The sequence below is a fragment of the Brevibacterium limosum genome (assembly GCF_011617705.1).
Lineage (GTDB): Bacteria > Actinomycetota > Actinomycetes > Actinomycetales > Brevibacteriaceae > Brevibacterium > Brevibacterium limosum.
The window spans coordinates 1,339,320-1,353,578 of the sequence record NZ_CP050154.1 but is presented as its reverse complement, the minus strand read 5'-3'; the positions used below and the strand labels follow the sequence as shown (position 1 = coordinate 1,353,578).

Genomic DNA, 14,259 nt, shown 5'->3' with positions numbered 1-14,259 from the left:
ACTCCTCCGATTCACGACAGTCTTCGGTACCTACCATTGTGCCGATCCGCGCTGAGGGCACAATGGTGCCACCGAGTATCGTTGTGCCGTGACTCAATCCGATCTCAGCCGCGCCCAGAGACTCATCACCTCGATTCCCGACTATCCCGAACCGGGAGTGATCTTCCGCGACATCTCCCCGCTGTTGGCCGATGGTCCGGCGATGCGGGCCGTCGCCGAGGCGCTCATCGAACCTTTCGCCGGACAGTTCGATATCGTCGGCGGGCTCGAAGCCCGTGGCTTCCTCTTCGCCGGTGCCATCTCCGCGAAGACGGGAGTCGGAATCCTGCCGATCCGCAAGGCCGGAAAGCTCCCCCGACCGGCGGCCGCCGTATCCTACACACTCGAATACGGCACCGCCACCATCGAAGGCCCCGATGTCCTGAAGAAGGGCGAGCGCGTCCTCCTCATCGATGACATCCTCGCCACCGGCGGGACCCTCACAGCCGCCCAGTCGCTCGTGCGCGATCTCGGTGCCGAGGTCATCGGATCGGCCGTCGTCCTTGAGCTCACCGCACTCGGCGGACGCGAACATACCGGCGAGGTTCACACTCTCTTCGTCGAGTGAGGTGCGCACAGTCAGCGGCAGGTGTCGTAGATGCGGCGCAGCTGATCCTGAGTCTTCTCAGCTTCCTGGGTCAGCTGAACTTCCGAGTCCAGGTCGTAATCACAGCCCCCTACGCTGATCACTCCGCCGGATGAGCTGTCAGACGCACCCGTCGGGTCAGGTCCGACAGCCCATGTGAATTGCCACGGATCAGCGGCTGTGGCGTCGATCCGCTCGATGTTTTCCCTGACCCGGCTGACTCTATCGGGCCCGTCCGGAACCACGGCGAAGTAATCCGACACCTGATCGTCTGCGATAGTGATCCGCTTTGTGTTGTGGCGAATCGGTTCGACTGCCGTTTCCAATCGGTTCTGGCCCTGTTCCGAGAACGGGAAGTCGACAAACCACGTCACGCTGGCGGCATCGGACATCTCCACTCACCAACTTAGCGGAGGGGCCTCCACCAGGCATACATCGACTCAGCCGACACGGATGAGGGTGTCGCCCGCATAGATCGGGCCCGCCTCGGCGACTGTCAGGTCACCCACATCGGCGCCGAGGACGACGACCGGCACGACCAGGGGCTTCTCCGCCTCCCTCGCGGCGGCCAGGTCCCAGACGATGATCTCGTCACCGGCTTCGACCTGCTGCCCGGCTTCGGCATGGAGCGTGAAACCGGCGCCCTTCAGATGAACGGTGTCGATGCCCAGATGGACGAGCACCCCCTGATCGGGCCGGTGGGAGATGACGAACGCGTGGGGCTTGAGACTCGTCAGCGTTCCGGAGACGGGAGCCGTGACCGTCAGTGTCGCGGCGTCGCCAGGATCGATGGCAGCACCGGGGCCGACGAGCGCCTTCGCGAAGACGGGGTCGGGAACCTCCGTCAGTGGGGTCACCGTGCCGGTGACGGGTGCAGCGATCATGACTGTCATAGCCAGCAGGCCGCCTTTCTCCAAAATCAGAAGCATTTCGCCTAGACTGACCTCAGACTACAGACAAGGCTCACTGTCGACCAGCAGATGCTCACCGGCGAGCAGAGGAGACGAAGACGTGACTCAGCCCATGAGGTCTTCGATGTCATCGACGAGGTTGTCGGCCTCAGGACCGACGACGACCTGGACCGCGCTTCCCCGGACCACGACGCCGAATGCACCGGCAGCGGTCAGCGCCTGCTCATTGACGAGGGAGTCGTCGTCGACCTCGACGCGCAGTCGGGTGATGCACGCTTCGATGTCGTCGATGTTGTCGGCACCGCCGAGGCCGGCGAGAATCTGCTCTGCTTTGCCCATGCCTGTCCCTTTCATCTCCGGCGCTGATGTCCGGCGTCGATTTCTCATTCTGCGATCTGCGTCACAAGTCTACGGCGACTCGTGGCCGTCGCTCGATCCGAATCTGCCGATTGACCCGCCCCGAGGAGGACTCCGATGACCACCGCATCCGCTGACGAACCGAAGAAGCGCAAGAGGACCATACCGGGGTTCGCGCAGCTCCAGCGCGTCGGCCGATCTCTCATGCTGCCGATCGCCGTTCTGCCTGCCGCGGCGCTGCTGATGCGGTTCGGTCAGCCGGATATGCTCGGTCCCGATGGTCTCGGCCGGTTCGCGGACTGGCTGCTGCCGGTGGCCACGGTCTTCGCCGCCGCCGGTTCGGCCCTGTTCGACAATCTGCCGCTGATCTTCGCTGTCGGCGTGGCCATCGGCTTCGCGAAGAAGGCCGACGGGTCGACGGCGCTGGCTGCCGTCGTCGGCTATATGGTCCTCACCGGCGTCTTCACGGCCATGGCGCCGAGCTTCGGCTCGGACAACGGTGAGGGTGAGAACGTCATCAACTTCGGGGTGCTCGGCGGAATCGTCGTCGGCATCGTCACCGCTCTGCTCTATCAGCGCTACCACCGGATCAAGCTGCCGACCTATCTCGGCTTCTTCGGCGGTCGCCGTTTCGTCCCGATCATCACCGCGGTCGCGTCGATGCTCATCGCCGTGGTCATGGGGCTCCTCTATCCCCTCTTCGACGCCCTCATCAACAAAGGCGTGGGCGGCTTCCTCATGGAGCACGGAGCCAATCCTGGCACCGGATTCGTCTTCGGCACCGTCAACCGGCTCCTCATTCCGTTCGGACTGCACCACCTGCTGAACAATCTGCCGTGGTTCCAATTGGGTTCGTGCACGAACGCATCGGGAGACACCGCGCACGGCGACATCACCTGCTTCTTCTCCGGCGTGGACGGCACGGCAGAGTGGACGGGATCATTCATGACCGGCTTCTTCCCGATCATGATGTTCGCCCTGCCTGCCGCGGCCCTGGCGATCTATCGCACCGCTCATCCGAAGCGTCGCAAGGTCGTCGGCGGCATCATGCTCTCGGTGGCGCTGACTGCCTTCATCACCGGAATCACGGAGCCGCTCGAGTACGCGTTCGCCTATGTCGCGTTCCCGCTCTACGCGGTCCACGCCGTGCTCACCGGCACATCACTGGCGCTGGTGAATGCGCTGGGCATCAAATCCGGATTCGGCTTCTCCGCCGGTGCTCTGGACTATCTGCTCAACCTGGGCCGCGCCTCCGAACTGTCCGGCGGCATCGGGCCCGTCCTGCTCCTGCTGGTCATCGGCCTGGCCTATGCCGTCGTCTACTATCTCCTCTTCCGGTGGGCGATCATCAAGTTCAATCTGCACACACCGGGACGCGAGGACGAGTCAGACACCGGCACCGGGGCTCCGTCGGTCTTCGACGAAGCTCAGGTCGCCGCCGAGGAGTCCACGGGCAAGAAGCGCGCACAGGACGAGGGGCGAAGCTGATCGTCAAGCCGGCCCCAGCCCGTCCTCACCCCAGTTCCCACTCCCCCAGTCCCTACTCATCCAGTCCCTCCTCAGATGAGTGGCGCAGAGAGTGCGTGGAATGCTCCGGGCTCTGGTGACGTTATAGGCTCGGTTCGGCACCTCACCGGGTGCCGAACCGGCGAGCCCGACCATCCTCGGGTTCGTCCTGACCACCGCAAATGTGACGAAAGGCGGCACCATGACGGTTCCCACACTCACTCTCAACGACGGCAAGACGATCCCGCAGCTGGGCTTCGGCGTCTTCAAGGTCGACCCCGACGAAACCGAACGCATCGTCACCGACGCCCTCGAGGTCGGCTACCGCCACATCGACACCGCAGCCGTCTACGGCAATGAGGAAGGCGTGGGTCGGGCCATCGCGAAGTCCGGAATCGCCCGCGACGAACTCTTCGTGACGACCAAACTGTGGAATGACCGCCACGGCGCCGAAGAATCCAAGCGCGCCCTCGGCGAGTCCCTGGAGAAGCTCGGACTCGACCACGTCGATCTCTACCTCATCCACTGGCCGACCCCGCAGAACAACAACTCCGTCGAGACCTGGGAGGCCTTCCCCGCCTACCGCGATCAGGGGCTGACCACCTCGATCGGCGTGTCGAACTTCGACCACCGGTTCCTGCCCGAGATCCTCGACACCGGCATCATCCCCGCCGTCGACCAGATCGAATGCCACCCGCAGTTCCAGCAGGTCGACACCCGTCCGCTGCTGGCCGAGCACGACATCAAGATCGAAGCCTGGGGACCGCTGGGACAGGGCAAGGTCGACTACGCGAGCACCGTCATCGGTGAGATCGCCGCCGCCCACGAGAAGTCCTGGGCCCAGGCCATCATCCGCTGGCACCTGCAGAAGGGTCACATCGTCTTCCCGAAGTCGAACAACCGCGACCGTATGGAACAGAACTTCGACGTCTTCGACTTCGAACTCACCGACGCCGAGGTGGCAGCCATCGATGCGCTCGAAAACGGCGGCCGCGTCTCCGGCGATCCTGCCGAAGTGAACTGATCCCATCGTCAGGCTGACCTGAGACCTCGCCGAGGCGGCCCTCCCCGCCCGGGTCTGCCGAGCAGCGACGAAGCCGCCGGAGAGTTCCGACTCTCCGGCGGCTTCGTCCGTCTCCGGTCACAGTTCCCTGCGCCGGCAGATCACTCCACCGGCTGCCCTCCGGCGCCGAGGACGACGGCGTCGATGAGCACCGGTCCGTCTGCCTGCAGCGCCTCTCGGTAGGCGGCGTCGAATTCCTCGCGAGTCGTCGTCCTGCTGGCCGGGACACCGTACCCCTGGGCCAAGGAGACGAAATCGATCGTGCCCAAGGTCAGTCCCGGGGTGTCAGGAACTCCCATGCGCTCGGCGAATCCGGAGAGCGCACCGTAGCCGGAGTTGTTGACGATGACGAAGATCGTCCTCGTGCCCAACTGAGCCGCCGTGTACAGAGCGGTGAGTCCGTAGTTCGCGGAACCGTCGCCGACAGTGGCGACAACGGTCTTCTCGGGGTCGCCGATGGCCAAACCGAGAGCGACGGGCAGCCCGAATCCCAGTCCTCCCGAGGCCGGGAAGTGATACATTCCGGGCCTGTCGATGACGATCCGCTCGAGGTAGTCGAGGTCGAGGGTGGTCGTCTCATTGACGTAGACGATGCTGCCGTCGACGTGATCGTTGAGGACTTCGAGCACCTCGGCGCCGGCCATACCCCGCTCCGAGCGCGGATGGGCGGTGACGACTCGTGACCCGCGGTCGCCTCGGCGAGTTCCTCGATCCGTGGTCGCCTCCGCCAGGTCGGCGATCGCGGTGGCGACATCCGCGATGACGGCGCGACCGAACGGCGCCCGCGTGGCCTCCCGCGGATCCTGGGTGATCTGGATGACCTCGGTGCCCGGCTCCAGGTAGTTCGCCGGTTCCCAGCGGTGGTACCGGAACGTGGCGGCTCCCATGACGAGGACCGCGTCATGGCCGGACAGCCGGTCACGCACTGATCTGATTCCCGGAACCAGGACGCCGTCGAAGTTCGGGTGGGTCGTCGGGAACGGGCACCGCGTCGGTGAGGGAGCGACATAGACGGAGGCGCCGATGCGTTCGGCCAACACCACCGCATCGTCGAACACCGTCGGATCATCGACTGCGGCGGCATCGACCTGAGGCCCGAGGACGAGCGCCGGGTTCCGTGCACCGTCGAGGACCGCGGCGAGTTCGCGGCGCAGCGACTCCGACATCGTCCCCGCCGTCGTCACCGAACGCTGCGTCAACAGCTCGTCGTCGGCAAGGGCCGGCTGGTCCCAGTCGTCGAGCGGGACCGACACATACACGGGACCACTCGGCTGCGTCACGGCTTCGAATGCCGCCTGTGACAGTGTGCGCGGCACGTCGGTGGCCGACAGCGGCTCGTGCGAGTACTTCACCAGCGGGGCGGGCAGCATCGAGGCATCGACGTTGGCCAGCATCGTCTCCTGGCCCACGGTTCGACGCACCTGCTGACCGGCGAGGACGACCAGCGGAACGTGGCCGTAGTGAGCGTTCGTCAAGGCGCCCATCCCATTGCCCGACCCCGAGGCGGCGTGCAGATTGATCAGCGCCGGCCGCCCCGTGGCCCGTGCGTATCCTTCGGCCATACCGACGACGGCCTGCTCGTGCAGACCGAGGATGAACCGGAAGTCATCCCCGAGGCCGGCGAGGAACGGCAGCTCGTTCGAGCCCGGGTTCCCGAAGATCGTCGTCATCCCATGGGCACGGAAGACCTCCAGACTCGCGTCGAGGACTGTCTTCTCACCGTCGGACTCTTCAGCCATAGTGCATCTGCCTTCGTTCGTGTTGCGCTGTCGCTGAGGGGCGATGCGGGTGTGGCGCCCCTCTCACCTCACCATAGCTGTTGATACGGATTGGGAGCGACTGCGGTCGGCCGAACCGACGATCACGACCGTCGCGGGTGAGACGGCTCAGCCGAGGACGCGGATCGGCTCTCCTGCGGTCCAGGCGGCGATGTCCTCGACCGCCTGAGCGAAGAAGATCCGATACGTGTCCTCGGTGACATAGCCCAGGTGCGGGGTGAGCACGGTCCGCGGCGTGCTGCGCAGCCGATGATCGACAGGCAGAGGCTCTTCGTCGTGGACGTCGACTCCCGCGCCCCGGATCCCGCCTGCCTCCAGCACGGTGATGAGGGCATCGGTGTCGACGAGTCCCGCGCGGGAGGTGTTGACGAGGATGCTGCCGGGCTTCATCGCCTCGAGCTCCGCAGCTCCGACGAGCCCCCGGCTGCGTTCGCTCAGTTTGTAGTGGATCGTGACCACGTCCGCGGTGGAGAACAGCTCGTCCTTGTTCACCGCGCGCACGCCCAGGCTCTCGGCCCGTTCGGGATCGAGGTTCTGGCTCCACGCCACGACCTCCATTCCGAATGCCGCACCGACCCGAGACACCTTCGTTCCCAAACGCCCCAGACCGACCACGCCGAGGCGGTGCCCATCGAGATCTCCCCCGACCGTCGACTGCCACCCGCCGCCTCGGACGGCGGCGTCCTCGACCGGGATGCTGCGCAGGACCGAGAGGATGAGCCCCCAGGTCAGCTCCGGTGTCGCCGAGGTGGTCGACTCGGTTCCGCAGACCATGATCCCCTGCGACCGTGCCGCCTCGACGTCGATGGAGGCGTTGACTCTTCCCGTGGTCACGAGCAGACGCAGGTCCGGCAGCTGTGCCAGCCGACCGGCGGTGAAGGCGGTTCTCTCACGCATCGCCACAACCACCTCGGCGCCGATGAGGACCTTGACCAGGTCAGCATCGTCGACGATGGGACGGGACACGTACTCGACGTCGGCGTCGAGGCCGCTCCAGTCCGCGAACTCCGCTGCCACCTGCTGATAGTCATCGAGAACGACGATGCGCATGCTTTCCCTCCTGGACTCGTGTGACCTACATCCTAGAGCCGATAGGCTGGGCGGGTGAGTGCACCGATCATCCTGAGACAACGCAGCGGCCCCATCATCACGGTCATCGTGTGGGCCTTCCTCGCTTTCCTCCTCGGTGACGCGCTTCTGCGCGGCGCGTGGGATACCGTCGGCCGCTTCGGACCCGCTCTTCTGCTCATCGGCTGGGTCGCATTCGTCATTCTCTGGCGGCCGGCGCTCATCGTCGCAACCGACGAGATCGAGGTCCGGGAGATCCTGCGCACGACGACGGTGCCCTTCACCCGTATCCGTGATATCCGGTTGGGTTCGGTCGTGACGATCGAAGCAGTTTCGCCGGGCGGGGCTGCGCGCACCATTCGACCGTGGAACGCTCCCGGAATGCCGCGAAGGAAGATCGATTCGGGACTGACCGGCGGAACTCGACCGGAGTCTCTGGCCAATCATCCGGCGTTCGAAGTGCTGCGCCGATGGGAGCAGACTCAGGCCGATGCTCCTGGAACGGCAGTGCGAAACGGCCCGTCCGGCGGTGCCGAGGAGGTCAGCACTCGGTGGAGCCTCGGCGTCATCGGTGTGACTCTGGTGCTCGTGCTGCTGGTGTCGATCGGACTTATCTGATCCCGACTCAGATATCAGAAGGGCGAGACGAGTGTCCATGTCGCACCGGCGCATTCTGTCGAGATCTAAGACAAAAGGACAAGGACCGGCCCCGTGGGGAACGTGAACCCACGGGGCCGGCAGTCTCGGATGACTTCAATCGATCACTGAATCACTTCTTGAAGCCGATCTCTGTCCAGTCAGGCGTTTCGAGCTGACGCGGGCCGAGGTTGAGGACGTCATCCCTGACGCCCCATACGTACGGTGTCGGGTAGAAGGGGATGAGCGGTTTGAGTTTGAGCACCTCGGCATCGCCTTCGTTCGCCAGTTTCTTGGCCTCTGCCGGATCGAGCGTCTTCGTTGCGGCCTTGAACTTCTCACCTATCGCGTCACTGGAGATCTTCGAGTGGTTCTGCTCCGAATCCGCCGGGTAGAACAGGTTCGAACCCGAGGAGATCGGGAATGCCGTTCCCTCCCAGGTGAAGGTCGCCATGTCGAAGTTGCCGTTGAGCACGTGATCAGCGAAGTACGCGGCCACAGGCACAGTCTCGATTTCAATCTTGAAGCCGACCTCGTTGAGGTCCTTCATGATCTGTTCGGCACGCTGCGCGTTCGACGCGGTGTCGGCGGGAACGACGATCTTGAACTGCAGCTTCTCACCGTCCTTCTCACGCACTCCCCCGTCGCCTTCGGTCCAGCCGGCGTCGTCGAGGATCTTCTTCGCAGCATCCTGGTCGAAGTCGAGGCTGCCGTCGGTGTTGTCCTGGTAGCCTTCCTGTCCGGGCATGAAGGTGACGTTGTTGACCAGGGTCACGGGCGCTTCGACCGGTCCGATGGCCGCCTGCGCAATGGCTTCACGGTTGATCGCGTGTCCGATCGCGTCACGGACCTCCTGCTCCTTGAGCGCACCCTTCTCTGCGTTCATCGTCACATGAGTCCACTGCATGCCCTGAGACTTATAGATCTCACCGTCTTCGCGCTTGCCGGCGGTCTTGTAGGAGTCGCCATCGGTGCCGACATCGACGAGGTCGATCTCCTTGTTCGCATAGGCCTGGGCCTGCTGAGCCTGGGAGACGACCTTGAAGATCACCTTGTCGAGCTTGGGTTCCTGGCCCCACCATTTGTCGTTCCTGACCATGATGATGACGCCGGACTTCGTGTCGACCTTGTCAGCCTTGAACGGGCCGTTCGAGGGCAGGACCTTCTTCGTGTAGTCCTTGTTGAAGGTGTCGGCGTCCTCGGCGATCTCATTCGGCACGGGTGCGGCGATGTAGTTCGGCCAGTCGATGTTCGGAGTCTTGAAGGTGACCTTGACCTCGTGCTTGTCCTTGCCGGACTCGATCTTCTCGATGTCCTCATACCCCTTGGTCGAAGCGACCTCGAACTCTTTGTTCTCACCGTTCTGCGTCTTCCAGAACGCTTTGTAGTCGTCGACGTCGATCGGCGTGCCGTCTTCCCAGACGGCGTCCTTGTTGAGTTTCACGTCGATGACGAGAGGATCCTCGCTGGCGATCTCGACGCTCTCGGCATAGTTCTTGTCGACCTCCCAGGTGCCGTCCTCTTTGATCTTGACCGGTCCGCCCAGCGAGGTTCCGTAGAGATTGTTGTTGTCCACGTGTGCCCCGTCGGCGTGGTAGTAGTTGAGGCTTGCGGGGATCTCGGTCATCGGATAGGTCAGAGTGCCGCCGTCCTTGACCTCGTCGTATCCGGCCTTCTGGTAGTCAGAACTGGGCAGACCGGAGATCTCCTTGTCCGCCTTGCCGCTGTCGACTCCGCCGGAGTCCTTGTTCGCCTGCTGGCAACCGGACAGTGCCAAGCCCAGCGCAGCAGTCGCGGCGACGATCATTGTCGCCTTGTTCCTCATTCTCATGAGTTCCTCATTTCTAGTGTGGTGTTCCTCGAGGTGGAATCAGGGGTGGTATTCAGCTCTGAACTTCGAGTTCCGAGATCCGCTCTGAGTGGTGGCAGGCGACGAGGCCGCCTTCCACCGAACGCGGCCGAGGGTCGTCGGTTCTGCACCGCTGCTGGTCGGCCTCGGGCAGGAGAGCGAAGAGCGGGCATCGGGTGCGGAAGTTGCATCCGGAGATCTCATCCGTCGGGCTGGGCAGATCTCCGGACAGCAGCACGCGCTCTCTGGAGCGTTCGACGACCGGGTCCGGAACCGGAATCGCTGACATCAGCGCTCGCGTATACGGGTGTCGGGGCTGACTGTAGAGCGCAGCGGATTCGCCGTACTCGACGATCCGACCGAGGTACATCACGGCGACGTAGTCCGAAATCTGCCGCACGACTGCGAGGTCGTGAGCAACGAAGAGGTAAGACAGCCCAAGACTGTCACGCAGATCCTCGAGCAGATTGATGACACCTGCTTGGACAGAGACATCGAGAGCAGAGACGGGTTCGTCGAGGACGAGCAGCTTCGGGTTCGTCACCAGGGCTCGGGCGATGCCGATGCGCTGACGCTGACCGCCGGAGAACTCATGCGGATAGCGTTCGGCCATCGAGGCGTCGAGACCGACGAGTTCGAGCATCTCGGCAACCTTGTCGTGGCGCTCCTGGGCCGGCACCCTGTGCACGGTCAGCGGCTCGGCGATCACTTCGCCGACCGGCAGGCGCGGGTCGATCGCGGCCATCGGATCCTGAAAGACGACCTGGACGTCTCTGCGCATGGCCAGACGTTCACGCTTGTTCAGGTCCGCGACATCGATGCCGTTGATGATCAGTCGGCCCTTCTGCGGAGCGACCATCTCCAGCACTTCACCGATCGTCGTCGACTTCCCGCAGCCGGATTCGCCGACCAGGCCGAGCGTCTGGCCAGCCTTGATTTCGAGGTCGATTCCGTCGACGGCTTTCACTGTGCCGATCTGGCGTTTGAAGACTGCCCCCTTGAGCAGAGGAAAGTGCTTCTGCAGACCGGTGACTTCAAGGATGTTCGGTGCTGCATCGTCCTTCACCCGAGTCGCCACTGGCTCGGGGCGCGGGTAGATGTCTTTGGCTGACAGATCACCCCGGGCGATCTCATCAGCACGATGGCAGGCAGCCTGCACTCCTGTGATCCCGTGTTCGACGAGGTCGGGCTCGACCTCCCGGCACTTGTCGACAGCGATCGGGCAACGAGGGGCGAAAGGGCACCCCGGCGCCAGGTTCGACAGCGAGGGCGGTTTGCCCTCAAGCGGAACAAGGCGTTGAGTTCCCGCGGTCGCCAGATTCGGCACCGAGCGCAGCAACCCTGTTGTATACGGCATCTGCGGGCGGTGGAAGACCTGCTCCACTCCCCCCGTCTCGACGAGGCGGCCGGCGTACATGACTGCAATCCGATCGGCATTTCCGGCCACGACGCCGAGGTCGTGGGTGATCAAGACGATCGCGGCGCCGGTGATCTCACGTGCTTTCTGCAGCACGTCGAGGATCTGAGCCTGGATCGTCACGTCCAATGCGGTCGTCGGCTCGTCGGCGATGATGAGGTCCGGATCGTTGGCGATGGCAATAGCGATCATGGCTCGCTGCCGCATACCTCCGGAGAACTCGTGCGGGTAAGATTTCACCCGTCGCTCCGCCCCGGGGATGCCGACGATCCCCAGCAGTTCGATCGCCCGGTCGTTCGCCGCTTCCTTTGTCAGACTCGGATCGTGGATGATCAGTCCTTCCGAGATCTGTTCGCCGATCGTATAGACGGGGGTAAGCGCCGACAACGGATCCTGGAAGACCATGGCGATCTCACGCCCGCGCAGCTTCGACATCTGATGGTCGTCCATATCGAGCAGAGACTGGCCGCGATACCGGATAGAACCCGCGATCTGAGCTGTCGAGGGAAGCAGACCCATCACAGCCATCGAAGACACGGATTTGCCTGAACCGGATTCGCCGACGATGCCGAGGAACTCGCCCGGTCTGACCTCGTAATTGACCCCACGCACGGCGCGGACGTCCCCCTTGGGGTTCGGGAAGGTCACCGTCAGGTCTCTGACCTCGAGGATGGGTTCGGCCGCGGTCGCGGATCTGCGATCGATGTCGAGGGTTTCAGTCACGGTTGACTCCTGAGGTCGGATCGATCGCATCGCGCAGGGCATCGGCCATGAGACTGATTGCGAAGAGCATGAGCACGAGCACACCTGCGGGGAAGACGAACAGCCAGGGGCGTGTGGCAGCGGCACCGGAGCCTTCGGCCAGCAGCGTGCCGATCGAAACGTCGGGCTTCTGAATGCCCAGGTTGAAATAGCTCAGAGACGTCTCGGCGAGGATCGCCGAGACCACACCCAAAGTCGCATCGACGATGAGGATCGATGCCACGTTGGGGATGATGTGACGGCTGAGGATCTTCGGAGTCGAGACTCCCATGTAGCGGGCGGCTCGAACGAAGTCGCGGTCCTTGATCGCCTTGGTCTGATTGCGCACGACTTGAGCCATGATCATCCAGCCGAAGAGCACGAGGAAGACGACGATGGCCGTCCACGACAGCTGCCGCAGCAGCGGTGCCATGAGCACAAGGATGAAGAAGGACGGCAGCACGAGCAGTAGGTTGATGAACCACACGATGATCGTTTCGACACGACCGCCGAAATAGCCTGCCGTCGATCCGATGATGGCCGCCAGAATGCTCGCACACGGTCCGGCGATGATGCCGATGAGCAGCGACTTCTGAAGACCGACCACTGTCTGGGCGTAGATGTCCTGGCCGATCGTGTTTGTACCGAACCAGTGCTGGGCGCTCGGACCTTCATTGAGGGCGAAGACGTCCTGGTCAGTCGGCGAGTAGATGTTGATCGTATTCCCGAACAGCGCGAAGAGGACGAAGAATGCGAGCAGAATCCCGCCGACCCAGAAACGTGGGGTCGAGCGCAGACGCCGCCAGATGAGCACCGTCCGAGAGGTCGGCTTTGAGCGTTTCGACACCACCTCGGTGTCGGGTTCTGTGGAGATTGGGATATCTGTTGCCATGTCAGATCCTCACTCTCGGGTCGAGTGCGGCATAGAGCACCTCGGACAGGGTCGAGGCCAAGAGCGTGAGCACTGCGACGAAGAGGACGGAACCTGCGGCCGCATTGATATCGGACTGCAGGATCGAGTTGATGGTGAATTGGCCCATGCCGTTCCAAGAGAAGACGACTTCGAGCATCGATGACCCCGCAACCAGAGTGCCGAATGCGTAGGCGAAGTAAGTCGACATCGGGATGAGTGCGACGCGCACACCGTGCCTGACCAGCGCGGTTTTGCGGGTGCGCCCCTTGGACCGGGCGGTCCGGATGAAATCCGATGCCAAGACGTCGAGCATGACCGAACGCTGGTAACGCGAGTAGGTCGCGGCACCCATGAGCACGAGTGCCAGAGTCGGCAACAGCATATGCGATAACTGGTCGGTGAACCACGGGATGAACCCGGGGTCGATATTCGCCGAATAGTCACCCGAGAAGCGGATGAGAGTCGTGCCGAGGGCATTGTTGAAACCGGTGGCGATGATCATGAGGATCACGCCGATGACGAATGTCGGAGTGGCGATGATGAGGTAGGACGCGTACGTCACAACCTGGTCTGATGCTTTGTATTGTCTGACGGCTCCCCAGACGCCGACGATGACACCGAGGATCGCTCCGATGATCGAACCGATGAGCAGGAGCTTGAGGCTGACGCCGGCACGCACGAGGATCTCCTGCAGCACTGGGGAGTTGTGTACCGTCGTACCGAAATCACCGTGGAGGAAGATGTTCGTCAGCCAATTCCAGGTGCGCTCGAGAACGGGAACATCGGGATTCGTGCCGTGTCCATTGAGGATGGCCTGGATCGAATTCTCTGACAGTGGCGGATTCTGGCCCCGATAGCGCGCGGCCGGATCCATGAATGAGCTGGAAGTGATGTAGGCGGTGACCGTCGCGATGAACGCGAGGATGAAGTAGTTGATGAACCGCCGCAGAACGTATTTTCCCATGATGTCGGCTACGACACTGTGATCAGTCTGCCCTCGACCTTGTCGGCGGAATGGTGCATCGGCCCGGGAAGCTGGGAATAGATCTCATGGCGAATCGGGAAGGAGGTGACAATCATCAATGATCAGGGGTCCTTTGGGATATGCAGTGCGCAGATCGGCCGACATGTGAGGAACCTCAATGGCTCCTCATAAACGACTGAACGTAGTTCGCACTGTATCCCCATGTGATCCGTCACACAAACTTCCCTTGCAGTAACGATTGCGACAAGGCCGCGTGTCCCCCGGAATTCCGCGCGACACGCCGAAGTAACTTTTCGGTAACTGTAGTTTCGTGTCGCCAAGCGGGAATGGCGCACGCAGTGATCAGCGAAGTTCGGCAACAGAATCGCCGAGGCGGCGCAGACTCTCCGTCTGCACCGCCTCGGCGATGG

13 protein-coding genes are annotated in these 14,259 nt (G+C 63.1%); 4 read left to right on the top strand and 9 right to left on the bottom strand.

Annotation, left to right across the window (positions count from 1 at the left end):
• The first annotated feature begins 88 nt into the window (after positions 1 to 88).
• A complete protein-coding gene (locus tag GUY37_RS06065) occupies positions 89 to 607 on the top strand; it encodes an adenine phosphoribosyltransferase (protein WP_166823426.1) in 519 nt (172 codons plus the stop codon).
• Between the two features lie 11 nt (positions 608 to 618).
• Here GUY37_RS06065 and GUY37_RS06060 read toward each other — a convergent pair whose 3' ends face one another.
• The 3 genes from GUY37_RS06060 to GUY37_RS06050 form a co-directional block, all read right to left on the bottom strand.
• Positions 619 to 1,017 carry a hypothetical protein gene (locus tag GUY37_RS06060; RefSeq protein ID WP_166823423.1) on the bottom strand — a complete coding sequence of 133 codons (399 nt, stop codon included), beginning with the start codon at positions 1,015 to 1,017 and terminating at the stop codon, positions 619 to 621.
• 48 nt (positions 1,018 to 1,065) lie between these two features.
• Positions 1,066 to 1,509: a PTS sugar transporter subunit IIA gene (locus tag GUY37_RS06055; protein ID WP_228278392.1), complete on the bottom strand. Its 444-nt coding sequence runs from the start codon at positions 1,507 to 1,509 to the stop codon at positions 1,066 to 1,068.
• Positions 1,510 to 1,641: 132 nt separating this feature from the next.
• The gene (locus GUY37_RS06050; RefSeq protein WP_166823417.1) at positions 1,642 to 1,875 is read right to left on the bottom strand and encodes a PTS transporter subunit EIIB; all 234 of its coding nucleotides are present in this window, start codon (positions 1,873 to 1,875) and stop codon (positions 1,642 to 1,644) included.
• Positions 1,876 to 2,010: 135 nt separating this feature from the next.
• Between GUY37_RS06050 and GUY37_RS06045 the strand changes: the two genes are divergently transcribed.
• Positions 2,011 to 3,381 (top strand): PTS transporter subunit EIIC, encoded by a 1,371-nt coding sequence (locus GUY37_RS06045; protein ID WP_166823414.1) that lies wholly within the window; start codon positions 2,011 to 2,013, stop codon positions 3,379 to 3,381.
• Between the two features lie 220 nt (positions 3,382 to 3,601).
• Positions 3,602 to 4,423 carry an aldo/keto reductase gene (locus GUY37_RS06040; RefSeq protein ID WP_166823412.1) on the top strand — a complete coding sequence of 274 codons (822 nt, stop codon included), beginning with the start codon at positions 3,602 to 3,604 and terminating at the stop codon, positions 4,421 to 4,423.
• A gap of 140 nt (positions 4,424 to 4,563) precedes the next feature.
• Here the strand turns inward: GUY37_RS06040 and mdlC are convergent, their stop codons facing one another.
• Both mdlC and GUY37_RS06030 read right to left on the bottom strand, forming a co-directional pair.
• Positions 4,564 to 6,201 carry a benzoylformate decarboxylase gene (mdlC, locus tag GUY37_RS06035; RefSeq protein WP_166823409.1) on the bottom strand — a complete coding sequence of 546 codons (1,638 nt, stop codon included), beginning with the start codon at positions 6,199 to 6,201 and terminating at the stop codon, positions 4,564 to 4,566.
• Between the two features lie 147 nt (positions 6,202 to 6,348).
• Positions 6,349 to 7,290: a D-2-hydroxyacid dehydrogenase family protein gene (locus tag GUY37_RS06030; RefSeq protein ID WP_166823407.1), complete on the bottom strand. Its 942-nt coding sequence runs from the start codon at positions 7,288 to 7,290 to the stop codon at positions 6,349 to 6,351.
• A 54-nt stretch (positions 7,291 to 7,344) separates the two neighbouring features.
• Here GUY37_RS06030 and GUY37_RS06025 point away from each other — a divergent pair, with 54 nt between their 5' ends.
• A complete protein-coding gene (locus GUY37_RS06025) occupies positions 7,345 to 7,926 on the top strand; it encodes a hypothetical protein (RefSeq protein ID WP_166823404.1) in 582 nt (193 codons plus the stop codon).
• 151 nt (positions 7,927 to 8,077) lie between these two features.
• Here the strand turns inward: GUY37_RS06025 and GUY37_RS06020 are convergent, their stop codons facing one another.
• Genes GUY37_RS06020 through GUY37_RS06005 form a run of 4 tightly spaced genes read right to left on the bottom strand, consistent with a single transcriptional unit; the run spans position 8,078 to position 13,828 of the window.
• A complete protein-coding gene (locus GUY37_RS06020) occupies positions 8,078 to 9,775 on the bottom strand; it encodes an ABC transporter family substrate-binding protein (protein ID WP_166823402.1) in 1,698 nt (565 codons plus the stop codon).
• A 52-nt stretch (positions 9,776 to 9,827) separates the two neighbouring features.
• Positions 9,828 to 11,963: an ABC transporter ATP-binding protein gene (locus GUY37_RS06015; protein ID WP_166823399.1), complete on the bottom strand. Its 2,136-nt coding sequence runs from the start codon at positions 11,961 to 11,963 to the stop codon at positions 9,828 to 9,830.
• Positions 11,926 to 12,843, bottom strand: a complete 918-nt coding sequence (locus GUY37_RS06010) for an ABC transporter permease (protein ID WP_166823397.1) — start codon at positions 12,841 to 12,843, stop codon at positions 11,926 to 11,928. Before GUY37_RS06010 ends, GUY37_RS06015 begins: the two co-directional genes overlap by 38 nt.
• Before the next feature lies 1 nt (position 12,844).
• Positions 12,845 to 13,828 (bottom strand): ABC transporter permease, encoded by a 984-nt coding sequence (locus GUY37_RS06005; RefSeq protein ID WP_166823395.1) that lies wholly within the window; start codon positions 13,826 to 13,828, stop codon positions 12,845 to 12,847.
• Between the last annotated feature and the right edge of the window lie 431 nt (positions 13,829 to 14,259).